Below are 23919 nucleotides of genomic sequence, written 5' to 3' on the forward strand. Positions count from 1 at the left end.
GGGAAATTGTTTACGGATGGTTGACAATAATCAGCGGTATATGGTAAGATAAATACTGTTGTTAAGCGCTCGTAGTCCAGTGGATAGGACGTTAGCCTCCGGAGCTGAAAGCGTGGGTTCGACTCCCGCCGAGCGCACCAATAAAGATACAGTAAATCCCTGCTGAAATTTCAGCAGGGATTTTTTTGTACACGTGCAGGATTTAGGCATGTATATCGCGAAATAAAGACATAAATGGTAATAATATCGGAATAAACTCTTAAGGAGGTTTTATTATGGGGAAAATTCAAAAAATCCTCGTGCCTGTTGATGGCTCGGTGAACGGCTGCAAAGCAGTGGACGAAGCCATTTTCCTGGCGGAAAAATGCAAGGCCGATTTGGATTTTGTTTATGTTTCCAGTAATATCAATAAGGATATCCCCAGCCATATTGTCTTTGACCGCATCTGGGAGAAGATTCCTGAGGATTTGCGGGCAGCCAAGCATGTGGAGACGGGCAGTATCCATAAAGCTATCATCCGTGTAGCCGCGCAGGAACACAGCGACATGATCATCATGGGCAGCCGCGGGTTAGGTCTCTTCAAGGGAGCCCTTATTGGCAGCGTCAGTCAAAAGGTGATTGAAGAATCGCCCATTCCGGTTATGGTGATTAAATAGGCATAACTAGCAGGCAGTTTCCTCAGGGGGAACTGTCTGTTATTGTGTATAAAATCAGGGCAGCAGCCCACAAGGGAGGATTTTGACAATGAAGAAACTTATCAATGGTGTGGAGTCCGTAGAGGAGCAGATGATTCTTGGTCTGGTAAAATCGGCTCCCGATAAGTTGCGCAAGCTGGATGAGGGCAATGTGGTTGTCCGCGCCCAGAAAAAAGAGGGCAAGGTGGCTCTGGTCAGTGGCGGCGGCAGCGGTCATGAACCAGCTCACGGCGGTTTCGTCGGGGAAGGCATGCTGGATGCGGCTGTGGCTGGCGCAGTATTTACCTCACCGACGCCGGACAAGATTTTTGCCGGTATTCAGGCAGTGGCTACGGACAAAGGCGTGCTCTGCGTTGTCAAAAACTACACCGGCGATGTGATGAACTTTGAAATGGCTATCGACATGGCAAAAGATGAGGATATCGAAGCTGATTATGTGGTAGTCAATGATGATGTGGCTGTAAAGGACAGCCTTTATACCACGGGCCGCCGCGGTGTGGCTGGTACCATTCTGGTGCATAAGATTGCCGGGGCCAAGGCCGAGCAGGGCGCAAGTCTGCCGGAAGTCAAGGCTGTAGCCGAAAAGGTTATCGCTAACGTCCGCACCATGGGCATGGCTATTTCTCCCTGCACGGTGCCGGCTGCAGGCAAGCCGGGCTTTGAACTGGCAGAGGATGAAGTGGAAATCGGCATCGGTATTCATGGCGAGCCGGGCACTACGCGGGAAAAACTCAGCACAGCTGATGAAACTGCCAAGAAACTGCTGGACAAGATTTTGGCAGACATTGACTTCAAGGGACAGGAAGTCGTGGTCATGGTCAATGGCATGGGGGCAACGCCGCTGATGGAACTCTATGTCATCAATAACTTTGTGCAGGATTACCTCAAGGAGCAGGGCGTAAAGGTTTATGACACCATGGTGGGCAACTATATGACCTCCATTGAAATGGCTGGCTTCTCCTTGACGCTCCTGCGCCTTGATGATGAAATGAAAGCTCTGTATGATGCCAAGGCCGATACGCCAGCTTTGAAACGTTAAGTAAAAGGGGAGACCATTATGTTAGACACAGCAAAAGCAGCAGAAATCATTCGGGCTATTGCAGCACGGATGGAAGCAGAAAAAGATTTTTTAACACAACTGGACAATGAAATCGGTGATGGTGACCACGGTATCAATTTGGCACGGGGCTTTAAGTCGGTGCTGGAAAAACTGCCGGAACTGGAAGGCGGCGATATCGGCGGGCTGCTGAAAGGTACGGGCATGCAGCTGGTTTCCAATGTGGGCGGCGCTTCCGGCCCGCTCTATGGCACAGCTTTTATGAAGGCTGGCAATGCGTTGAAGGGCAAGACGGAAGCTACTGCCGCAGAATTTGCCGTGGCCATGGAGGCCGCTATCGGCGGCATCAAGATGCGGGGCAAGAGCGAAGAGGGAGAAAAGACCATGCTCGATGCCCTGTGCCCGGCCTATAAGGCTTTGTCTGAGGCAATTGATGGCGGTGACGAACTCAAGGATGCTCTGTCCAAGGCCATTGAGGCGGCTGCCAAAGGTGTGGAATACACCAAGACCATTATCGCCACGAAGGGCCGGGCCAGCTATCTGGGTGAGCGCAGCATTGGCCATCAGGACCCGGGGGCTACGTCCTCCCTGTATATGCTGCAGGAAATCGAAAAATGCTTGTAAGGAAAGTCTTCACGGTGGGGTGAGTAATTTGGTCGGGATAGTAATCGTATCACATAGTGAAAAATTGGCAGCAGGAGTTGTGGAAATCGCCAAGATGATGGCTCCCCATGCACCGTTAGTGGCAGCAGGGGGACTGGATGATGGCGGTCTGGGGACAAGCTATAGCAAGATAAGTGACGCTATCGATGAAGTGTACTCTGATGACGGTGTGGCTGTGCTCATGGATATGGGCAGTGCCGTAATGACCACAGAAATCGTTATCGAGGACAAGGATGACAGCAAGGTAAGAATGTTGGACTGCCCGCTGGTGGAAGGGGCAGTGCTCGCAGCAGTGGAATCCACTGGCGGCATTACCTTGGATGAGCTGGCGGTAAAAATCAAGGAATCCTACAATGTACGTAAGTTCCCAGAGTAAAGGTGGTAATCATGAAGGAAGAAATCTTAGAAGTAATTGCGACCCGGCATAGCACCCGTAAATTTAAGCCAGAGATGGTGGAACCGTCCCTGCTGGAGAAAGTTATCGAAGCAGGCCGCCGGGCACCCAGCGGCAAGAGCAAGAACACGAATCATTTTTTGGTGATTCGCGATGCGGCGGTGCTGGATAAATTGGTGGAATTGGTGCAGTCTGAATTTGCCAAGATGGAGATTACGCCGGAAAATGAAGCCAATATCGGCGGCGCTATCAAGTTGTCCAAGAAGGGGAATTATGTCTTCAAGTACAATGCCCCGGTGCTCATTGTCGTAGCCAACAAGAAGGACTATGGCAACAATATGGCCGATAGCTGTGCCGCCATGGAGAATATGCTGCTGGCGGCCAATGCGCTGGACTTGGGCGCCTGCTGGATAAACCAGCTGCGTTGGCTGCAGGACAATCCGGTACTGCTGGACTATCTCCATGAACTCGGCATGAAGGATGACGAATGGGTTTTCGGTTCCATCAGTCTGGGGTATCCGGATATGCCGGATGGTCTGCCCAATCGGAACGTCACCACCATCAAGGGCAATGAAGTAACGTATATTGGTTGAGATGAAAAATATTTATTGCGTTGACAATAAAGAAAATTTATGCTAATATACATAATGTAAACGAAAGCACAATCGAATATGGTTGGGTCAGGTGTCTTAGACTTAATAGGGAAGCCGGTATAAGCCGGCGCGGTCCCGCCACTGTAACAGGGAGTTTATCTGCATAGTTATGTCACTGGGAGTTCATCCTGGGAAGGCGCAGATAAATGTTGAACTGGAGCCAGGAGAACTGCCTGATTAACAATCGCCGTTTGACCTGCGAGTGATGGGGATGGAGATTTATCGGTACTGAAAAGTTTTTAGAACCTGGGTTAGTGTGGGTATTTTCGAGTAGCGTAAATAAGCTCTTCCCTACGCGGGAAGAGCTATTATTTTGCCTATTTCGTCGAAAGGTTTTTCCTGTCGGTTTTATCTGACAGGGAGAAATGCTCATACATTTCATTCAGTTCTATGGATTGTCTGCGTTCTTGCAGCAGCTCCGATAGCTTTATCGGAGCTTATTTTTTTCCATTTACATAGGGGACGTGTTCCCATGACTATCGGGGATAGTGGATAATAATTTGAGGGGAGTCTTTGGACACCATGGAAGCACTTTGTATTGGATTAGCACTTTTAGGACTTATGTATTTTGCTTACCGCGGCTGGTCAATTATTCTGATTGCACCGTTTTTCGCGGGACTGGCGGCGCTGGCCAGTATGTTTGATATACTGCCGGTGTACAGCGAGCTGTATATGACCAGATTAGCGGAGTATGTGAAGACATATTATCCCGTATTCCTTTTCGGGGCAGTGTTCGCTAAGCTGATGGAAAAAGGGGGACTGGCTTCGGCCATCGCCGGCAAGATTGTGGATGTGCTTGGGGAAAAGCGGGCAATTCTGGCGGTATTGATGGGCTGTGGGGCTTTGACTTATGGCGGGCTCTCCGTATTCGTGGTGGCCTTTGTTATGTATCCCTTTGGTGCGGTGGTGTTTAAGAAAGCGGACATTCCCAAGCGGTTGCTGCCGGCGGCGCTTTGGGTCGGTATCTTCTCCTTTGCTATGGTATCGTTGCCCGGCACACCGCAAATTCAGAATATTATTCCGTCCTCATATTTTCAGACAAGTACCTGGGCGGCACCGGGCATCGGCCTGTTTGCTTCCCTGTTGTTCCTGCTGATTGGCTGGGGCTGGATTGGCCGCCGGGCAAAGCTGCTGCAGGCGCGGGGCGAAGGTTATGGTGACCACGCTGGTGATGGCCGCAAGAAGCGTAATCCGAAAATTAATATTCCCTGGTATTGGGCTATGGTGCCGCTGCTTATGGTTATCGTCATCAATGTGATTCTCTCCAATCCCTTTGGTTGGGAATGGGGCTTCCATTGGAATGAAGAAAGTCTGGCCGCCTTTGTGCCCTTGAAACTGACGCTCTTGGCTTCTCATGTGGGTAAGGTTTCGGCTATCTGGTCCATTAGCGTGGCGTTGATTCTTAGCAGTATTGCCGCTGCCTATATCGGCCGTAAACGGTTGAAAGTCACCGATGGTTTCCTGCCAACCGTCAACTATGCGGCCCTGTCCTCCGGCTCTGCTGCACTCAATGTCGCTTCCGGTTATGCCTTCGGCTGCGTTATTACTGCTATGCCAGGTTTTGCGCCTGTGACGGAATGGCTGGTGGGTATTGCCGCATCCTTTGGCCCACTGCTGTCGGCGGTTATTACCACGAATATCATGTGCGGCATTACCGGTTCTGCTTCCGGTGGTTTGACCATTGCCCTCTCGGCTTTGGGTGACCAGTGGGCATCCATGGCCATCGCCGCAGGGATTCCCTTGGAGGTCCTCCATCGTATCGTGGCGGTAGCTTCCGTAGGTATCGACCCGGTTCCGCATTGCGGCGCGCTGGTAACTCTGCTGGCCATCTGCGGTCTGTCCCATAAGGAATCTTACTTTGACATTGCTATGATTATGGGCATGAAGTTCTTGGTTCCGTTCCTGTGCATTATCTTCTATATGCTGACGGGAATCTGCTAAGCTGTTGGTTGACATCTAAACATTAAGCAAAGCTCGTAAAAGGCCGGTGCAACTATTTCTTTCACTGAGACGCTTCGCGTCAAACGTTACAGAAATAGTTACACCGGCCTTTAGTGTTATGTGATAAATGAACCTGAATGGTTAAGTATGCTTTAACGGCTCGTAAGCATCCGTGTGGAGGTATTCCCGGTCTACCACTTCACCGTTTTGGAGCCAGAGGCGGTAGAGGGACGGGCGCATGGTGCTGCCCTCGGTGACCAGAGCAATGCTCTTGCCACCTAAGTCAGCTTTGGTGCCCAGAACGTAAATGGTCAGAGCATTACCGCTGTTGGCGATGGTGAGGTAAACAGGATGGGGCAGTGGATTGCGGAAGACGAAGTCGATGAGACCGTCTGCCACGGTGGCATCCCGTCCTGCTGGAACATAGGCAGAAGAAGCAAAGTGACCTGTGCGTTCCACAGGCGTAAGTCCTGCCAGCAAAATCGCGTTATAAAGTGTGGAGCTTACCTGGCAGACACCACCGCCCACATCAATAGCGTGCTGGCCGTAGACGATAACGCCAGCGTTTTTGTAGCCTGCGTCATAGGTGCGGGGACCTACAATCGCGTTAAAGGAAAGCGTGGAACCGCTGCGGATTAATGCGCCCTGCAGATGGCTGGCGGCCAGGCCAATGTTATCGCCGCGGTCACCGGGATAAAAGCTGGTGGTATAGGAGCCTAAGACACCATCGATGGCTGCCAAATCACTATTCTGGACAAAGGGGGGCTGCTCGGCAGGGACAAGTTCCTTGCGCACCGTGAGATTGAGGGATTTGAAATCCGGCGTCATTTCCTCGGCCAGAGGTGCGATATCTAGTGTCAGCCCAGTAACGGCTGCTGTTTTTTGAATGCTGCCATTTGCCTGCAGGGTGACGGTGCCGTTTACCGGCGGGGTATCAATGGCGGATTTTATTTGCAGCAGCTTGTTTTGGAGCAGCTGCTCATCAAAGCTGGCATCCATGGTGACGGTAGCGCCGAAGATGGCACACCACATCTGGCTGATGAGATTTTCGACAGCCGTTCCCTTGCGGCCGATGCTGTAGGCGGCTTCCACGGCTTCATCCACGTTGCCATGCAGGTTGATGTCCGCCGGGTCAATCTGGAAGTTTCGTTCCTTATACGTGAGTACGGCTGCTTTGCGCTGCAATTTGCTGGCGGCAAGGCTCGCGAAGTATTTATGGGCTTCGCTTTTGCTCATGCCCGCAATGGTGGTGCCATGGGCCTGCACGCCCATGATGATTTTATTCTGATTGGTGACCGTTACAGAAATGCCGCCGGCAATCAGGACGGTCAGGATTGTACCGAAAAAAGTGAGGGCAACGATTTTGCCCAGGGCCGTGTTGGAAAGATTCATAAAAATAAGACACTCCCTAAGAGATTTTCAATCACCCTTTCATTATACTTTTTTTGCGCATTAAGCGCAACGAACAGCTGTGGGAAATAAACTTTGTTTTTTTGACTTTTTTAGCATAACAACTTGACATTTTGACTAAAAAAAGGTACTATAAGAACTGTGCTTAGCACTCAGAGGTAATGAGTGCTAACAAACTAACGACGTATTTCATAATATAGGAGGAAGATACCTATGATTAAGCCATTGGGCGAAAGAGTTGTCATCGAAGTTGCTGAAGGCGATGTAAAGACCGCCAGCGGGATTGTACTGCCGGATACGGCTAAAGAAAAGCCCCAGAAGGGCACGGTTGTAGCTGTAGGTACGGGCAAGCTTCTGGAAAACGGTGAGCGCGCTGCTATGGAAGTAAAAGCTGGCGACACGGTTGTTTTCTCCAAGTACTCCGGTTCCGAAGTTAAAGTTGACGATAAGGAATACCTGATTGTCCGCGAAAGCGATATTCTGGCAATTCTCTAATTAAGCGTATTTTCTGGAGGTAATATAAATGGCTAAACAGATTCTGTTTGACGAAGAAGCTCGCCGCGCTCTGGGCCGCGGTGTTGATGCACTGGCTAACGCCGTAAAAGTAACCCTTGGCCCGAAAGGCCGTAACGTAGTGCTCGAAAAGAAATTCGGCGCTCCGACCATCACCAACGATGGTGTAACGATTGCCCGCGACATCGAACTCGAAGATCCGTTCGAAAACATGGGCGCTCAGCTCGTTAAAGAAGTTGCTACCAAGACCAACGATATCGCTGGTGATGGTACGACGACGGCAACGCTCCTCGCACAGGCTATGATTCGTGAAGGTATGCGCAACGTTGTTGCTGGCGCAAACCCGATGATCATCAAAAAGGGTATCGACAAGGCTGTAGCTGCTCTGGTTGACGAAATCCAGTCCAAGGCCAAGACGATTGAAAGCAAAGCTGATATCGCTCAGGTTGCTACGATTTCTTCCGCTAACGAAGAAACGGGCGAACTCATCGCTGAAGCTATGGAAAAAGTTGGTAAGGACGGCGTTATCACCGTTGAAGAATCCAAGTCCATGGCTACGAACCTCTCCGTTGTGGAAGGTATGCAGTTTGACCGTGGCTACATCTCCCCGTACCTCGTAACGGATACGGACAAGATGGAAGCTGTTCTCGATGACCCGTACATCCTGATTACGGACCGCAAGATTTCCGCTATCGCTGATATCCTGCCGATTCTCGAACAGGTTGTAAAACAGGGCAAGCAGCTGGCTGTTATCGCTGAAGACGTTGACGGCGAAGCTCTGACGACCATCGTGGTCAACAAGCTCCGCGGCACCTTCAAGGCTCTGGCTGTGAAGGCTCCTGGCTTCGGCGACCGCCGCAAGGCTATGCTCGAAGATATCGCTATCCTCACGGGTGGTACGGTGATCAGCGAAGAACTGGGCCGCAAACTCGACAGCGTAACGCTTGACGACCTCGGCCGCGCTCGTCAGATTCGTTCCACGAAGGAAGAAACCACGATCGTTGATGGTGTAGGCGATAAGGACGCTATCGCAGCTCGCGTAGCTCAGATCAAGAAGCAGATTGCTGAAACGACTTCTGACTTCGACAAGGAAAAACTGCAGGAACGTCTGGCTAAACTGGCTGGCGGCGTTGCTGTTATCGAAATCGGTGCTGCTACCGAAGTCGAAATGAAGGACAAGAAATACCGCATCGAAGATGCCCTCAACGCAACCCGCGCTGCTGTTGAAGAAGGTATCGTAGCTGGTGGCGGCACGACCTTCATCGACATTCTGCCGGCACTCGACAAAATCAACGTGGAAGGCGACGAAAAGGTTGGCGTAAACATCGTTCGCCGTGCTATCGAAGAACCGGTTCGTCAGATTGCGGACAACGCTGGTCTCGAAGGGTCTGTAGTCGTTGAAGCAGTGAAGAAGGCTGGCGACGGCATCGGCTTCAACGCCCTCAAGAACGAATACGTTGACATGATCAAAGCTGGTATCGTTGACCCGGCTAAGGTTACGCGCTCCGCTCTGCAGAACGCTGCTTCCATCGCTTCTATGGTTCTGACCACGGAAACGCTGGTTGCTGACAAGCCGGAAGAAAAACCGGCTATGCCGGCTGGCGGCGCTCCGGGCATGGGCATGCCGGGCATGATGTAATTACATCATAATAAACATGAAAAAAATTCATGCATAAAAGGCCATAACGTGCTATACTAATAAGGCTTTCCTTTGGGAGAGCCTTATTAGTTTTTTATTTTTGCTATAGATTAAGGGAGATAGGTACTTTGAAATTCTGGCATAAGATTGCAACTTTGCTGCTGGTTGCCTGCATGCTGTCGGTACAGCTGCCGGTAGCGGCCGGAGAAGGCGGCGAGCCGGAGATTACTGCCCAATCGGCCATTATCGTGGAGGCTTCCACAGGCCGGGTAATTTGGGAGAAAAACGCCGATGCGCGCATGTACCCGGCCAGCATGACCAAGATGATGACGGGAATTTTGGCGCTAGAGCAGATGAATCTGCGTTCCCAGATTGTCATGTCGCCTGCGGCAGCTTACACGGAATCGTCACCTTTAGGCGTGCTGCCCGGAGAAACCATCCGCACGGATGAGCTGCTGAATGGCATGCTGCTCGAATCGGATAATGGTGCGGCTGTGGCTTTGGCAGAATCCATGGCAGGCAGTGTATCCTCCTTTGCCAATATTATGAACGGCAAGGCCGAGGAATTGGGCATGAAGGACAGCCATTTTGTCAATCCAAACGGATTGACGGCAGAGGGACATTACTCCACGGCCCGGGATATGGCCAAGTTGGCCCGCTATGCCATGCAGAATCAGGCGTTTCGGGATATCGTCAAGCAGGAGCAGCGGACAATCTACTGGACTTCGCCGGGAAATAAGACCTTCCGCGCACATAATACCAATAAACTGCTGGGCAAATACGAGGGTATGACGGGGATTAAGACCGGCTGGACCAATGCCGCTGGCGGCTGCTTAGCCACCGGAGCACAGCGTAATGGTGTGGAGCTTATCGTGGTGCTGATGAAGACGCCGACCCCCGATGACCGGTTTAAGGATGCGGAAAAACTGCTGGATTATGGTTTTTCCCATGTGAAGATGTCCAAGGCGTTATCCAAGGAACGCACCCGCCATCGGGTTTGGGTTACCAATGGACAGGAAGCTTCCACGCATGTTTATCCCGCCAAGGATATTGCGTACCCGCTGATTAACGGCGAGGATAAGAGCAAGTATTCTCTGGCCTATGATGTGCCCAAGGTGGTATCTGCCCCCTTGAAGGCAGGGACGCCTGTAGGCAATATCGTGGTGCGCTATAACGGCGTGGCCGTAGAGCAGGTGCCCATGCTGTCAGAACAGGTAAACAGCGGTTTTAGCATCGGTTCCTGGCTGGTGCAAACCTTTAGCTGGGCCATCAATCTGGTATGATAAAGTGAATAAATTTTTGAGCCCCCAAGGGATTTTATAACCCCCTGGGGGGCTTATTTTTTTGGCAGAAAACAGGTAAAATATTAAGCAGAGAATGGAAATGGGATGGGAGTTGGATGATGATGAATAACGCACAGCGGCAGTTATCCCGCAGGGACAGGGAACAGCAGTTAGAGTCCCTGATTGAAACTTATTGGGATGAGCGCAGTGAGGATTTCAGTAAGCTGCGGCAGAAGGAATTAAGCGGTCCCTGTGCCGCTGCCTGGCAGGCATATTTGGCAGGGAAATTGGCTGCCGATAAGCCTTTGAAGATATTGGATATCGGCACCGGAGCGGGTTTTTTTGCGGTGCTCCTTTCGCGGATGGGCCATCAGGTGACTGGTATTGACATGTCAGCAGATATGCTCCATCAGGCTAAGCAGAATGTTTTGGCCGCTGGCTGTTCCGCAGAATTTCACAAGATGAATGCACAGGAACTCGATTTTGCCGCTGAAACCTTCGATGTAGTAATCAGCCGCAATCTCACCTGGACCTTGCCGGATGTCATGCAGGCCTATCGCGAGTGGCAGCGGGTATTGAAAAAAGGCGGCAGACTCCTGAATTTCGATTCCGACTATGGCCTTGTGACCTTCTCCCGCAAGGAAGACCAGGCCGATGTTCACGCCAACATTCGGCAGGAGCTGGTTACGGAATGCAATGATATAAAAGACGAACTGCGCATCAGCACCCATCGCCGTCCAGAGTGGGATGCCCGGTTTCTGCGCGATTTGGGCATGCAGGTAACGGTAGAAGAAGAAATCGCTCCCCAAGTCCGCACTGACAAAAATATGCAGTTTGACACCCTCCCGCTATTTGCCATTATAGCCAGCAAATAAGCGCGAATAAGAAATCAGCCAAACAACAAAAGCAGCATAAAGCACGTAAAGATAATAAAAGGTACGCAAAAAGCCCGGTGGCTGGTAATACCTTTCCGTAGCATTTGACAAGCTTGCGCGAAGGAAAGGTATTACCAGCCACCGGGCGTCTTAGTACCAAGATGTAAATTTAAACCATAAGAAAAAGTTATTCACTTGCCGCCGCAGCAGTTTCTTCGGCGGTTTTTTGTGTAATCATAATCTTATCAATGCGTGCCCCATCCATATCCACAACTTCAAAGGTGAAGTCCTGCCAGTCGATGCGCTCACCTGCCTTGGGAATATAGCCAAAGTAGGAGGTCAAAAAGCCGCCCATGGTCTGGTAGTGGTCATGGTCTTCATCGGGAAGTTCCTCGATGGAAAATTTCGCCTTGAAATCATCGATGTCATAGAGCCCGTCCACCAGCCAGCTGTTTTCGTCACGGACAGTCAGCTGCGCTGCTTCTTCCTCGTGGGCGGCAAAGGATTCCCCGGCAATTTCCTGCAGAATATCGTCCATGGTCAGGAACCCTATGACACCGCCATATTCGTCGAGCACCATGGCTTCATGAATGCCTGTAGTGCGGAACTGCTTCAGCACGCGGAAGGTTTCCATGGAACGGGGGATAAAGAGCGGCTTGCGGATGTACTGGGATAAATCCAGCACCTCATGGGCAAGGGTAGCATTGAGCAAATCCTTGGCATAGAGTACGCCGCAGAAATCGTCGAGGCTGTCACGCCCTACCGGGAAAATATCCTGCGGGGTTTCCCGAATGAGCCGCATATTTTCCCAGAGGGAATCGGATAAATCCAACCAGAGCATCTGGGTGCGTGGGGTCATCAGGGCATAGGCCGTCTGGTCGCTAAGATGGAAAATCTTGTCCACCATGGCTTGTTCGGTCTTTTCAAAGGTGCCGTCTTCCGTACCCTGCTCAATCAGGTCTTTGACCTCATCTTCCGTCACCGTATCGGCGGCATGAGGATTGATGCCAAAGATGAGGAGAATCATATTGGCTGTGCCAGAGAGCAAAGATACAAAGGGTCGGGTAATTCGAGCCAGCAGCCGCATAATGCCGTGATATTTCAGCAGCATAGCTTCGGGCTTTTGCATGGCGGTCTTTTTGGGCAGAAACTCACCGAGCAGCAGGGCCAGACAGGTAATGACGAGCACACAGACAAGCAAAGACAATGTTTGCGCATGTGGAACCGGCAGAAACTTTGCTGCCATGGGGGCGAGCAGCACACCCGTGCAGACACCGATTAAGATGCTGCTCATGGTAATGCCAATCTGGGACAGGGAAAGCATGCGGTCATCCTGTTCGAGCATTTCCAGCACTTTGCCTGCATCCGGATTGCCGTCTTCCTGCATTTTTTCCAATTTACTGCGGTGGCTTTCGGCAATAGCGGTTTCCATCAGGGAAAAGAAGCCCAACGTCACCAGCAGAATACATAACAATATCAACAATAAACCTGTGTCAGAACTATCCAACGAAAAGTCACATCCTTAAAGATAATATAGTTAGTTGTATTTTACCATAGGCAGGGGGAAAAACCAATATTTAGTTTGGGTCAAAGCTTATGGGCCAAGGCGGATGACCTGCTCGAAACGGTGCAGCTGGGGCAGGTCATGGGTGATGAGGAGGACGGTTTGACTTGTCAAATTTGACTTGTCAATTATGGCGGTCAGCAACTGGTCGGCCGTTGACTTGTCAAGTCCGGCGGTAGGCTCGTCAAAGAGCAGGATGGGGGCGGAGCTGGCCAGAATCAAGGCGCTTGCTAAGCGGTTGCGCTCGCCGCCGGACAGGAAGCAGGCATTTTCCCCTAATGGGGTGTCGATGCCTTGGGGAAGCTGGCTTATGACGGTGTTTAATTGCGCACACTGCAAAGCCTTATGCATATCATCTTCATGGATGCCGGGATGCAGCCGCAGGAAGTTTTCCCGGATGGAGCCGGAGAAGAGAAAGCTGCCCTGTGGAATGGCACAGACTGGCGGCAGAGAACTGTCCGCATAGTGAATACTTCCCGCCGTGGGCTGCCAGAGTCCGGCCAGCAGATAAGCCAAGGTGGTCTTGCCGCTGCCGCTGTCACCGATGATGGCGGTATGACAGCCGGGGGCCACGGAAAAAGTCAGGCCGGAGAAAATTGGCAGGCTTTGTGGATAGCTAAAGGTCAGCGCTGAAACGGTCAGCAGGTCAGCAGCCGTTGATGCTGCAGTTAAGGTTCTTTCTGCGGTTAAAGGTTTTTCTTGCAGCCAGTCTGCGGCGGCCTGAGCCTGACGAAACTGCCGCAGGGCGGAGGGAAGTGCTGATAACTCATTAAAGAGGGCCAGCAGGACCAACACCCAGAGTGACATGGTGTTGCCGCTTAAAAGATTTTGATTTACCTTTGCAATCAGCAGGGTAAAGAGAAAGACAAAGCTTGTAAAGCGCAACAGGCTGAGCAGCAGGTCGATTCTGTCGCTTTGGCGGTTATCGCTTAGCAGCTGCTTCTGCCAGCGGGTGGCAGAATGGTCGAGTTTGCGGGCGGCAATATCCAAACTGCCAGCCATTTGCATTTCATGGCTGCCCTGCGCGAAATCCAATAGCTGGCTGCGGTAATGGCTGCTGTGTTCTGCATTTGATGGAGACAGCCAAAGAGAAAGGCAGTGGCAAAGGCAGAGTACAGGCAGTACAAGGACATAATAGGAGAGCAGGGGCATGAGCAGCGCCGTGGTGAGCAATGTCGCAAGACAGATGGCCACGGGAGAAATCAGCCCCCGCAGCAGAAAGTCCCGCAGGATATCCGCTTTTGTCAGCAGGTCGTTGAGGATGGTTCCCTGCGTGTGGCCAGCTTGCGGGATGTTTGCCTGTGCATTTATCACATCGTAGAGACGCAGCCGCAGGCTGCCCAGAACAGCAAAGGCTGTTTTGTGGGTGAAGTAACGCTCGCCATAACGGAGCAAAGCACGGCCAATGCCCAGCGCCCGGACAGCGGTGATGCCCAAGGTCAGCGCATAAAGGGGCGGCAGGAGTGAGGCGGAGCTAATCAGCCAGGCGGCAGAGCCTAAGAGGCCGAGATTGGCGAGCAAGGCAAAGAGACTCAGACTGAGCAGCAGGCAGATTTCGCCGGGATGGAGAAGAGAAAAGATTTTCCTTAGCATGTGCCTGCCTCCTTTGCGGAATGTTCGGAGAGATGGATTGTTTTATCGGCTAGTTCCAGTACGGCCGGATGATGGCTGCTGATGAGCATGGTGCGGCCCTTTGCCAATATGGACAGGGTGTGGATGATGGCCTGCTCTGCAGTTTCATCCAGTCCGGAGGTCGGCTCGTCGAGCAGCATTACCGGATTGTTTTGGAGAATCAGCCGGGCAAGTCCCAGCCGTTTTAGCTGTCCCTGCGAAAGTTTTTGGCCGCCATCGCCCAGAAATGTGTCCAATCCTTGCGACAGGCTATGGAAAAAATCTTCCAGCTGTGCCAGACGCAGGGCCTGGACACAGCGTTCGTCAGGAGCCTGCTGAAAGAGCAGGAGATTTTCTCTGAGCGTTCCCTGATAGAGATGGGGCGCTTGCGGCAGATAGCCGATAAGTTTTTCGCGGCTGCTTGGATGCATGGTGTGAAGAAGCTGGTCTTCCAGATAGATTTCTCCTGCGGAAGGGGCATAGATGCCTGCCAGCAGGGTGAGCAGGGTGGTCTTGCCGCAGCCGCTGCTGCCGGTGAGTACGGTGATTTGCCGCGCAGGCACTTGAAGACTGAGATTTTCAAGTACAGGCGTATGGCGGTGGGGATAGGTAAAGGAGAGCTGTTGGATGGTGATGGCGGGCGGGACGGGCAGTGAGGCATGGCGTTCATGAAGATTTTTGGCATCCGTATCAGCCAGAGCCTGCCGGATTTTTTCAGCAGCGGTGTTGGTGTTCATGGCGGTGTGAAAGGCGGTGCCGCTTTGGCGCAGGGGACGATAGAATTCCGGCAGCAGAAGCAACAGGAAAAAGCCTGTGGCAAAGGTCAGTTCAGCGTTTAACATGCGCAGACCGATGGTTACCGCAATCAGGGCAATGGCCAGCGTGGTGATAAGTTCCAGTACAAAACTGGCCAGAAAGGCCAGCTCCAGCACATGCATGGTCGCAGTGGAAAAATCCTGAATCAGCTGGCTGGCTGTTTTGCGCTGCGCGTCTGCTTGCCGGAAGATTTTCAGCAGGGGCAGGGTGCAGATGAGTTCGTGAAAGCCGTAAGTGAGTTCGGCAAGTCTCTGCCAGGCCTCGTCACTGCGCTTTTTGGTCAGGCTGCTAAGCAAATAGAGCAGGAATGGAGCAATGGGCAGGGTGACTAGGCTGATGATAGCGGTCAGAAAATCGCTGCAGGCAAAGACCATCAGCAGGAAGGGAACATCCACCACGAGCGCCATAAGCGTGGGCAGAAGAATTTGCCAGTCATCATCGAGGGTATTGATACTTTCGCAGGCCAAGGTCAGAAGTTTGGGACTGTCCTCAGGTGCCTGGGGCTGGGCAAGGGTGTGGCGGTGCAGTTTTTGCCGCAGCTGCTGGCGGCAATGCAGGGAGGTTTTACGCAGCCGGCCCTTTTGCAGATAAAGGATGATTTCCCGTAAAAAGAACAGCAAAAGCAGCACCAGCAAAACTGGTGCTGCTTCCTTTAATGTGTTTTGTTTCAGAAAGACAGAATCGGTTATAGAGGCCAGAACTTTCATGGCGGCAGCATAAAGGCCAACGCAGGCCAGCTGGGCCAGGACAAGCAACAGCAGCGTCTTTTTGTATGTCTGGAAGTAGAGTTTAAAGCGTGGTGGAATCATAATGGCCTTTCTGTATCATGCTTCACGTTGTTTAGTGGTGAGCAGGGTCATCGGCACAGAGCCGTTTGCGGAAGATGTAGTAAGTCCAAATCTGATAGACGAGGACGATGGGCACTAGCACGAAGGCGGCCACGGTCATGATGGATAAGGTGTACTCCGTGGATGAAGCGTTGGTGATGGTGAGGCTCCAGTCCGGATTGAGGCTCGACACCATGAGACGGGGGAACATCCCGGCAAAGAAGCCAACGGTCACGCTGGCAATGGCCAGTGCGCTGAGGATAAAGCTGCTCTTGCCCGGCTTTTTGGCAAAGCGGCAAAGGCTCGCGAGGAAGAATACCGCTGTGGCGAGGAAAAGTCCCAAAGCGCAGGGACGGGCCAACAGGTCGGTGTTTTCCATGGTCAGCAGCAGATAGAGCACATAGGCCATAACGGCCGAGCCCCCGGCGCATTTACCCAGGCCCTGAATCTTGTAGAGCAGGCCTTTGTCGGTGAGGCGCAGCTGCAGGAAGGAGGCGCCATGATAGGCAAAGACCAGCACAAAGACCAGACCGCCTAAGATGGAGTAAAGACTCAGCAAATCAAAGAAATTGCCCTGATAAATCATATTCGAACCAATGGGCAGGCCTGCCGCTAAATCCGTTACTGCCACACCCCAGAGGAAGGCCGGTACGATACTGCCGATAAAGATGGCGGCATCCCAGGTCTTTTGCCAGCAGGGGCATTTTTCCTTCGTGCGCAGTTCAAAGGCGACGCCGCGGAGAATCAGGGCCACGAGCATCAGGAAGAGCGCCAGATAAAAGGTGCTGAACATGGTGGCGTATACATGCGGGAAGGCGGCAAAGAGTGCGCCACCGGCTGTAATCATCCAGACTTCATTGCCATCCCATACAGGGCCGATGGTGCGCAGGATGAGCGTGCGGTCTTCCTCGCGCTTGCTTACAAAGGGGGCCAGCATACCTACGCCGTAGTCAAAGCCTTCCAAAAAGAAGAAGCCCGTAAAGAGTACGGTGATTAGGATAAACCAAATAACCTGATAATCCATCATGCGTCCCTCCCTTCAACAGGAATGGAAGTTTTTTTGATAAAACGCACTGCCACGTAAAGCGCGGCAACAATGAGAACCAGATAAAGCAGTGTGAAGCCTGCCATGGTCAGGAAGACTTCCAGACCGGTGATGTTTTGGGAAAGGCCTTCTGAAGTTTTTTGCAGGCCGACAACGAGCCAGGGCTGCCGGCCGCCTTCGGTCACAAACCAGCCGGCAGTATTAGCCAGGAAAGGCAGTGGCAGAGTCAGCGGCAGATATTTTAGCAGCCAGGGATATTGTTCCAGCCGGTTCAGGTGCGTCAGCGCGCCGACGGCAAAAGCAATCAGCAGCATAGCACCGCCACAGCCGACCATGATGCGGAAGCTCCAGAACATGCCAAAGACATCCGGGCGATAGTCACCGTTGCCGTATTTGGCGGCCATTTCGGCATTGATGGTGTTGATGCCTTTGAGTTCGCCTTCCGGTTTATTGTAGAGCATGAAGGAAAAGAGCGCCGGAATCTTGATTTCACAGTCGTTTTTACTCTCGTACTGATTGACAACTGCTGCCACAGCAAAGGGGGCCGGATTTTCATTTTCCCAAAGAGCTTCCATGGAGGCCAGCTTCATGGGATTGGCTTCGGCCAAATATTGCGTATGCATATGACCGCTGCCCATAACGCCCAGTACCCCGACAGCCAGATAGATGGCCCCGGCTTTCAGCACATGGCGAAAGACATCCTGAGAGGCTTTGTCATGGACATACTTCCAAGCGGCTACGGCCAGTACCAGTAAGCCTGCGGTGGAAATGCCAGAGAACAGGGCATGGGAATATTCGCCGACCACATAGGGATTGGTAATCAGGGCGAGAAAATCGTTCATCTCAGCGCGGCCGTTTTGTACCACATAGCCGACCGGATGCTGCATAAAGGAATTGGCCACGAGAATCCAAAAGGCAGATAAATTGCTGCCAATGGCAATCAGCCAGGCGCAGAGGCAATGAACTTTCGGTGACAGCTTATCCCAGCCGAACATCCAAATGCCCAGGAAGGTGGACTCCAGGAAAAAAGCCGTCAGTGCTTCCAACGCCAGAGGCGCACCAAAGATGTCGCCCATAAAGCGGGAATATTCCGACCAGTTCATGCCAAAATGAAACTCCTGTACGATACCGGTGACTACGCCCAGACTGAAATTAATCAGGAACAAGGTGCCGAAAAATTTCACCAGCTGGCGGCAGGGTTCTTTCCAATGCGGCCGCTGGGTGCGCACGTAGCACGTCTCCAATAGAGCAACCCAGATGGTGAGCCCCAAGGTCAGCGGCACAAATAGGAAGTGGTAGATGGTCGTAATGGCAAACTGCCATCGCGACAACAGCAAGGCATCCATACAAATCCCTCCTAACTCATATGATAATTTCTATATAGTGGGTGTATTCGTTATGTATGGCCTTATTCCCTTTTTATGGAGAAAAAAGTTCTGCTAAGCGGCAGGTATTCCGCGGGAAATCAAGAATATAAGCAAAAAGGATGATTATGATAGGGAGGACAAACTTATGGATGATGTAAAACGTCCCGTGCGGGAAGCGCTGCAGCAGTTAGAGCAGATGAAAATGATGGAAAGCAGCTATGCGGAGGTCAACAAGTATCAGAGCCTTATTAACCTCTTTGCCAACCTCAGCTATGCCTGTGAACTCATGGCCGACGAAATCGGTGAAAGAACCGGGAAAAAGACGGATGAGGTCTTGGCCGAATACTACGAACGAGCCGGTATCAGTGTGGATTAATTCCTTCCCGCAAGCCGCTTAAAGCAGCTTGCGGGAACTTTTTTTGTTTTTTTTGCAAAAAAGTGTTGACAGGGGATAATAAAGCGTGTAATATAATACGAGTCGCGAGGGCACAGCCTCTCCAAGATGATTGTTCTTTGAAAACTAAACAATGCAAATAATCATGCAACATGATTAAAGCCAGATGTTTGAGAAGTGAAAACTTCTTATTAAAACATCGATTGGTATGAACAACATAGCAATCGGCAATTTCTTTAATAGATAATTGAGAGCTTGATTAAGTTCTTCATAAATTTTATGGAGAGTTTGATCCTGGCTCAGGACGAACGCTGGCGGCGTGCTTAACACATGCAAGTCGAACGAGCAGATTTTCAGCACTGAATGCTTGAGGCATTAACTTCGAGCGTGGTGACGACGAAGTCGTCACCACACTTTTTATTAGTGCTTAACTTAACTGGACGGTTGAGTAGGAATCGAGCATTGAGTGCTGAAAAGATGCGAGTGGCAAACGGGTGAGTAACGCGTAGACAACCTGCCGCAAAGATGGGGACAACAGTCCGAAAGGACTGCTAATACCGAATGTTGTCAGTTTTTCGCATGAGAGACTGATTAAAGATGGCCTCTACTTGTAAGCTATCGCTTTGCGATGGGTCTGCGTCTGATTAGCTAGTTGGTGGGGTAACGGCCTACCAAGGCGACGATCAGTAGCCGGTCTGAGAGGATGAACGGCCACATTGGAACTGAGACACGGTCCAGACTCCTACGGGAGGCAGCAGTGGGGAATCTTCCGCAATGGGCGAAAGCCTGACGGAGCAACGCCGCGTGAGTGAAGAAGGGTTTCGGCTCGTAAAGCTCTGTTGACGGGGACGAATGTGCGAAATGCGAATAGTTTTTCGCAATGACGGTACCCGTCGAGGAAGCCACGGCTAACTACGTGCCAGCAGCCGCGGTAATACGTAGGTGGCGAGCGTTGTCCGGAATTATTGGGCGTAAAGGGAGCGCAGGCGGGAAGGCAAGTCAGTCTTAAAAGTGCGGGGCTCAACCCCGTGATGGGATTGAAACTGTCTTTCTTGAGTGCAGGAGAGGAAAGCGGAATTCCTAGTGTAGCGGTGAAATGCGTAGATATTAGGAGGAACACCAGTGGCGAAGGCGGCTTTCTGGACTGTAACTGACGCTGAGGCTCGAAAGCGTGGGGAGCGAACAGGATTAGATACCCTGGTAGTCCACGCCGTAAACGATGAATGCTAGGTGTAGGAGGTATCGACCCCTTCTGTGCCGGAGTTAACGCAATAAGCATTCCGCCTGGGGAGTACGGTCGCAAGACTGAAACTCAAAGGAATTGACGGGGGCCCGCACAAGCGGTGGAGTATGTGGTTTAATTCGACGCAACGCGAAGAACCTTACCAGGGCTTGACATTGAGTGAAAGGCTAAGAGATTAGTCCCTCTCTTCGGAGACACGAAAACAGGTGGTGCATGGCTGTCGTCAGCTCGTGTCGTGAGATGTTGGGTTAAGTCCCGCAACGAGCGCAACCCCTATCATTTGTTGCCAGCACGTCGAGGTGGGAACTCAAATGAGACTGCCGCGGACAACGCGGAGGAAGGCGGGGATGACGTCAAGTCATCATGCCCCTTATGTCCTGGGCTACACACGTACTACAATGGGATGGACAGAGAGCAGCGACCCCGCGAGGGCAAGCGAACCCCATAAACCATCTCCCAGTTCGGATTGCAGGCTGCAACCCGCCTGCATGAAGTCGGAATCGCTAGTAATCGCTGGTCAGCATACAGCGGTGAATACGTTCCCGGGCCTTGTACACACCGCCCGTCACACCACGGAAGTCATTCACACCCGAAGCCGGTGGGTAAACCGCAAGGATATAGCCGTCTAAGGTGGGGGCGATGACTGGGGTGAAGTCGTAACAAGGTAGCCGTATCGGAAGGTGCGGCTGGATCACCTCCTTTCTAAGGATTTAATATCTTAGGTCGGAGCATTTGGCTATTGCATTGTCTAGTTTTGAGAGAATAATCTCTCATATGTACACTGAAAACTACACAGAAGAAATTAAAATGTATCAATTTTAACCAAAGGTCTACACGACAGTGTAAACAGAGGTTGAACGAACATTTTAGGATTCAAAAGCATAGACATCATAACGAGGATGAACCTCGTTGTAACGTAAAGATGAATATTTTGCTTTCAGCAAAGTATGAACAATGCGTTATAGAACAATATGATACTTTATGGCAAAACGAAAGTTAAGCTACAAAGGGCATATGGTGGATGCCTAGGCGTTTCGAGCCGATGAAGGACGCGATAAGCTGCGAAAAGTCATGGGGAGCCGCAAGTAGGCTGTGAGCCATGAATATCCGAATGGGGCAACCCGGTACGAGTCATGTCGTATCACCTAGTTTCTAGGAGGCACACCCGGTGAACTGAAACATCTAAGTAACCGGAGGAAAAGTAATCAAAAGAGATTCCCTCAGTAGCGGCGAGCGAACAGGGAAGAGCCCAAACCGGACGTCTTCGGACGACCGGGGTTGAGGACCGGCATCAAGCGGAAAGTTCCTAGCTGAAGCTTCTGGGAAGGAGCGGCACAGAAGGTGAAACCCCCGTAAGCGAAAGGAAAACAAGCGGGCCGGTATCCAGAGTACCACGAGACACGTGAAACCTTGTGGGAAGCAGGGTGGACCACCATCCAAGGCAAAATACTACGAAACGACCGATAGCGCATAGTACCGTGAGGGAAAGGTGAAAAGAACCCCGGGAGGGGAGTGAAATAGAACCTGAAACCGTATGTCTACAAGCAGTCGAAGCTCTTTATACGAGCGACGGCGTGCCTATTGAAGAATGAACCGGCGAGTTAATTTATGTAGCGAGGTTAAGTGGAATACACGGAGCCGAAGCGAAAGCGAGTCTTAATAGGGCGAAAGTTACATGGATTAGACCCGAAACCACAGTGATCTATGCATGGCCAGGTTGAAGCTCAGGTAAAAATGAGTGGAGGACCGAACCCGTGAGTGTTGAAAAACTTTGGGATGAGCTGTGCATAGGGGTGAAATGCCAATCGAACGTGGAGATAGCTGGTTCTCCCCGAAATAGCTTTAGGGCTAGCCTCAGGCGACACATAAAGACGGTAGAGCACTGATCGGACGCGGGTCTGTAATGGATACCAACTCCAGTCAAACTGCGAATGGCTTTATGAGAAGAACCTGGGAGTCAGAATGCGAGTGATAAGACCCGTATTCAAGAGGGAAACAGCCCAGACCGCCGACTAAGGTCCCCAATGCTGTACTAAGTGGAAAAGGATGTAGGACTTCCTAAACAACCAGGATGTTGGCTCAGAAGCAGCCACCATTTAAAGAGTGCGTAATAGCTCACTGGTCGAGAGGCCCTGCGCCGAAAATATCCGGGGCTCAAGTACAGAACCGAAGTCGCGGCATGCGCAAGCATGGGTAGGGGAGCGTTCCATAGGCGTTGAAGGTTGACCGGAAGGACAGCTGGAGCGTATGGAAGTGAGAATGCCGGTATGAGTAGCGAAACGGCCAGTGAGAATCTGGCCCACCGAAAGCCTAAGGGATCCTGGGCAACGCTCGTCGTCCCAGGGTAAGTCGGGACCTAAGCCGAGGCAGCAAGCGTAGGCGATGGACAACAGGCGAAAATTCCTGTACTGCATGAAGTTGTTTGAGGATGGAGTGACGCAGCAAGGAGTCTGAGCTGGCGATTGGAAATGCCAGTCGAAGGCGGTAGGCTGGAACGGAGGCAAATCCCCGTTCTGTAAGGCTGAGAACCGATAGATAGACGCGTTCTTCGGAACAAGTCAAATTCAGACGTACTACACTGCCAAGAAAAGCTTCTAACGAGACGACATGTACCCGTACCAAAACCGACACAGGTAGGCGGGGAGAGAATCCTAAGGTGCGCGGGAAAACCCTCGTTAAGGAACTCGGCAAAATGCATCCGTAACTTCGGGAGAAGGATGGCCGGAGCTAGTGAAGAGATTAACTCTTGGAGCTGGAGCCGGCGACAGAAGAGAAGCCCAAGCGACTGTTTACCACAAACACAGGTGCCTGCTAAAGAGAAATCTGACGTATAGGTGCTGACACCTGCCCGGTGCTGGAAGGTTAAGAGGACGGGTCAGCCGCAAGGTGAAGCTCGGAATTGAAGCCCCAGTAAACGGCGGCCGTAACTATAACGGTCCTAAGGTAGCGAAATTCCTTGTCGGGTAAGTTCCGACCCGCACGAAAGGTGTAACGACTTGGGCACTGTCTCAACGAGGGACCCGGTGAAATTGAAATACCTGTGAAGATGCAGGTTACCCGCGACTGGACAGAAAGACCCCATGGAGCTTTACTGCAGCCTGTCATTGATTTTTGGCATGTAACGTACAGGATAGCTGGGAGACGGAGAACCATTGTCGCCAGATGATGGGGAGTCAATGTTGGGATACCAGCCTTTGCGTGTTAGGAATCTAACCCTGAGAGTAACGAACTCGGGGACAGTGGCAGGCGGACAGTTTGACTGGGGCGGTCGCCTCCGAAAGAGTAACGGAGGCGTCCAAAGGTTCCCTCAGCGCGGACAGAAATCGCGCGAAGAGTATAAAGGCAGAAGGGAGCTTGACTGCGAGACAGACACGTCGAGCAGGTACGAAAGTAGGGCTTAGTGATCCGGTGGAATGAGAGTGGAATTGCCATCGCTCAACGGATAAAAGCTACCCTGGGGATAACAGGCTAATCTCTCCCAAGAGTCCATATCGACGGGGAGGTTTGGCACCTCGATGTCGGCTCATCACATCCTGGGGCTGAAGCAGGTCCCAAGGGTTGGGCTGTTCGCCCATTAAAGTGGTACGTGAGCTGGGTTCAGAACGTCGTGAGACAGTTCGGTCCATATCCATCGCGGGCGTAAGATACATGAGGGAAGCTGCTCCTAGTACGAGAGGACCGGAGTGGACGGACCGCCGGTGTACCAGTTGTTTCGCCAGAAGCATAGCTGGGTAGCTGCGTCCGGAAGGGATAAACGCTGAAAGCATCTAAGCGTGAAGCCTGTCCCGAGATGAAGTATCTCATGGAGTAATCCAGTAAGATTCCTTGAAGAAGACAAGGTAGATAGGTTGGGAGTGGAAGTGCCGTAAGGCATGCAGCGGACCAATACTAATAAATCGAGGGCTTAACTTACTACGAGCCTAGAGTGT

The 23919-nt window shown here is 51.7% G+C and carries 17 protein-coding genes, 1 tRNA gene, 2 rRNA genes and 1 riboswitch; of the genes, 14 read left to right on the plus strand and 6 right to left on the minus strand.

Annotation, left to right across the window (positions count from 1 at the left end; translation table 11 throughout):
• Positions 1-65 precede the first annotated feature (65 nt).
• From P157_RS0106935 to P157_RS0106965, 7 genes are all read left to right on the plus strand, one after another.
• Positions 66-140, plus strand: a tRNA-Arg gene (locus P157_RS0106935).
• 135 nt (positions 141-275) lie between these two features.
• Complete coding sequence (locus P157_RS0106940; RefSeq protein ID WP_014425027.1) at positions 276-656, plus strand: universal stress protein; 381 nt, start codon at positions 276-278, stop codon at positions 654-656.
• A gap of 88 nt (positions 657-744) precedes the next feature.
• Positions 745-1734, plus strand: a complete 990-nt coding sequence (gene dhaK / locus P157_RS0106945) for a dihydroxyacetone kinase subunit DhaK (protein WP_026760351.1) — start codon at positions 745-747, stop codon at positions 1732-1734.
• A gap of 18 nt (positions 1735-1752) precedes the next feature.
• Positions 1753-2376 carry a dihydroxyacetone kinase subunit DhaL gene (dhaL, locus tag P157_RS0106950; protein ID WP_026760352.1) on the plus strand — a complete coding sequence of 208 codons (624 nt, stop codon included), beginning with the start codon at positions 1753-1755 and terminating at the stop codon, positions 2374-2376.
• A gap of 28 nt (positions 2377-2404) precedes the next feature.
• On the plus strand, positions 2405-2791 hold the full coding sequence (dhaM, locus tag P157_RS0106955) for a dihydroxyacetone kinase phosphoryl donor subunit DhaM (RefSeq protein WP_026760353.1): 387 nt from the start codon (positions 2405-2407) through the stop codon (positions 2789-2791).
• An 11-nt stretch (positions 2792-2802) separates the two neighbouring features.
• Positions 2803-3402: a nitroreductase gene (locus P157_RS0106960; RefSeq protein ID WP_026760354.1), complete on the plus strand. Its 600-nt coding sequence runs from the start codon at positions 2803-2805 to the stop codon at positions 3400-3402.
• Positions 3403-3474: 72 nt separating this feature from the next.
• Positions 3475-3654: riboswitch (cobalamin riboswitch) on the plus strand.
• A gap of 330 nt (positions 3655-3984) precedes the next feature.
• Entirely contained in the window at positions 3985-5403 is a 1419-nt protein-coding gene (locus P157_RS0106965; RefSeq protein ID WP_026760355.1) for a GntP family permease, read from the plus strand.
• Between the two features lie 141 nt (positions 5404-5544).
• Here the strand turns inward: P157_RS0106965 and P157_RS0106970 are convergent, their stop codons facing one another.
• Positions 5545-6795 (minus strand): VanW family protein, encoded by a 1251-nt coding sequence (locus P157_RS0106970; protein WP_026760356.1) that lies wholly within the window; start codon positions 6793-6795, stop codon positions 5545-5547.
• 231 nt (positions 6796-7026) lie between these two features.
• Here P157_RS0106970 and groES point away from each other — a divergent pair, with 231 nt between their 5' ends.
• From groES to P157_RS0106990, 4 genes are all read left to right on the plus strand, one after another.
• A complete protein-coding gene (gene groES / locus P157_RS0106975; protein WP_026760357.1) occupies positions 7027-7308 on the plus strand; it encodes a co-chaperone GroES in 282 nt (93 codons plus the stop codon).
• A 28-nt stretch (positions 7309-7336) separates the two neighbouring features.
• The gene (gene groL / locus P157_RS0106980; protein WP_026760358.1) at positions 7337-8965 is read left to right on the plus strand and encodes a chaperonin GroEL; all 1629 of its coding nucleotides are present in this window, start codon (positions 7337-7339) and stop codon (positions 8963-8965) included.
• A gap of 128 nt (positions 8966-9093) precedes the next feature.
• On the plus strand, positions 9094-10248 hold the full coding sequence (locus P157_RS0106985; protein WP_026760359.1) for a D-alanyl-D-alanine carboxypeptidase family protein: 1155 nt from the start codon (positions 9094-9096) through the stop codon (positions 10246-10248).
• A gap of 116 nt (positions 10249-10364) precedes the next feature.
• On the plus strand, positions 10365-11123 hold the full coding sequence (locus P157_RS0106990; protein WP_230578455.1) for a class I SAM-dependent methyltransferase: 759 nt from the start codon (positions 10365-10367) through the stop codon (positions 11121-11123).
• Positions 11124-11310: 187 nt separating this feature from the next.
• Here P157_RS0106990 and P157_RS0106995 read toward each other — a convergent pair whose 3' ends face one another.
• The 5 genes from P157_RS0106995 to P157_RS0107015 form a co-directional block, all read right to left on the minus strand.
• Positions 11311-12630, minus strand: coding sequence for a hemolysin family protein (locus P157_RS0106995; RefSeq protein WP_026760361.1), 1320 nt, complete (start codon positions 12628-12630; stop codon positions 11311-11313).
• Between the two features lie 87 nt (positions 12631-12717).
• The gene (locus P157_RS0107000; protein WP_026760362.1) at positions 12718-14280 is read right to left on the minus strand and encodes an amino acid ABC transporter ATP-binding/permease protein; all 1563 of its coding nucleotides are present in this window, start codon (positions 14278-14280) and stop codon (positions 12718-12720) included.
• Entirely contained in the window at positions 14274-15923 is a 1650-nt protein-coding gene (gene cydD / locus P157_RS14060) for a thiol reductant ABC exporter subunit CydD (protein WP_051598533.1), read from the minus strand. The genes P157_RS0107000 and cydD overlap by 7 nt, the downstream gene beginning before the upstream one ends.
• 31 nt (positions 15924-15954) lie before the next feature.
• Positions 15955-16965, minus strand: a complete 1011-nt coding sequence (gene cydB, locus P157_RS0107010; RefSeq protein ID WP_026760363.1) for a cytochrome d ubiquinol oxidase subunit II — start codon at positions 16963-16965, stop codon at positions 15955-15957.
• Positions 16965-18332, minus strand: coding sequence for a cytochrome ubiquinol oxidase subunit I (locus tag P157_RS0107015; protein WP_026760364.1), 1368 nt, complete (start codon positions 18330-18332; stop codon positions 16965-16967). Before P157_RS0107015 ends, cydB begins: the two co-directional genes overlap by 1 nt.
• 166 nt (positions 18333-18498) lie before the next feature.
• On the opposite strand from P157_RS0107015, the gene P157_RS0107020 reads away from it, so the two are divergent.
• From P157_RS0107020 to P157_RS0107030, 3 genes are all read left to right on the plus strand, one after another.
• Positions 18499-18729, plus strand: coding sequence for a hypothetical protein (locus P157_RS0107020; protein ID WP_026760365.1), 231 nt, complete (start codon positions 18499-18501; stop codon positions 18727-18729).
• Positions 18730-19023: 294 nt separating this feature from the next.
• Positions 19024-20692 (plus strand): 16S ribosomal RNA (locus P157_RS14065).
• Between the two features lie 292 nt (positions 20693-20984).
• Positions 20985-23902: ribosomal RNA gene (locus P157_RS0107030) — 23S ribosomal RNA — on the plus strand.
• Together the 16S and 23S rRNA genes form the textbook arrangement of a ribosomal RNA operon.
• Positions 23903-23919: the final 17 nt, after the last annotated feature.

Source organism: Selenomonas ruminantium AC2024 (genome assembly GCF_000687995.1).
Lineage (GTDB): Bacteria > Bacillota > Negativicutes > Selenomonadales > Selenomonadaceae > Selenomonas_A > Selenomonas_A ruminantium_B.

Bases quoted from the DNA above. Each gene is read 5' to 3' on its own strand.
- P157_RS0106940 (WP_014425027.1), top strand. From the start codon at position 276: ATGGGGAAAATTCAAAAAATCCTCGTGCCTGTTGATGGCTCGGTGAAC.
- dhaK (WP_026760351.1), top strand. From the start codon at position 745: ATGAAGAAACTTATCAATGGTGTGGAGTCCGTAGAGGAGCAGATGATT.
- dhaL (WP_026760352.1), top strand. From the start codon at position 1,753: ATGTTAGACACAGCAAAAGCAGCAGAAATCATTCGGGCTATTGCAGCA.
- P157_RS0106960 (WP_026760354.1), top strand. From the start codon at position 2,803: ATGAAGGAAGAAATCTTAGAAGTAATTGCGACCCGGCATAGCACCCGT.
- P157_RS0106965 (WP_026760355.1), top strand. From the start codon at position 3,985: ATGGAAGCACTTTGTATTGGATTAGCACTTTTAGGACTTATGTATTTT.
- P157_RS0106970 (WP_026760356.1), bottom strand. From the start codon at position 6,795: ATGAATCTTTCCAACACGGCCCTGGGCAAAATCGTTGCCCTCACTTTT.
- groES (WP_026760357.1), top strand. From the start codon at position 7,027: ATGATTAAGCCATTGGGCGAAAGAGTTGTCATCGAAGTTGCTGAAGGC.
- groL (WP_026760358.1), top strand. From the start codon at position 7,337: ATGGCTAAACAGATTCTGTTTGACGAAGAAGCTCGCCGCGCTCTGGGC.
- P157_RS0106990 (WP_230578455.1), top strand. From the start codon at position 10,365: ATGATGATGAATAACGCACAGCGGCAGTTATCCCGCAGGGACAGGGAA.
- P157_RS0107000 (WP_026760362.1), bottom strand. From the start codon at position 14,280: ATGCTAAGGAAAATCTTTTCTCTTCTCCATCCCGGCGAAATCTGCCTG.
- cydD (WP_051598533.1), bottom strand. From the start codon at position 15,923: ATGATTCCACCACGCTTTAAACTCTACTTCCAGACATACAAAAAGACG.
- cydB (WP_026760363.1), bottom strand. From the start codon at position 16,965: ATGGATTATCAGGTTATTTGGTTTATCCTAATCACCGTACTCTTTACG.
- P157_RS0107015 (WP_026760364.1), bottom strand. From the start codon at position 18,332: ATGGATGCCTTGCTGTTGTCGCGATGGCAGTTTGCCATTACGACCATC.
- P157_RS0107020 (WP_026760365.1), top strand. From the start codon at position 18,499: ATGGATGATGTAAAACGTCCCGTGCGGGAAGCGCTGCAGCAGTTAGAG.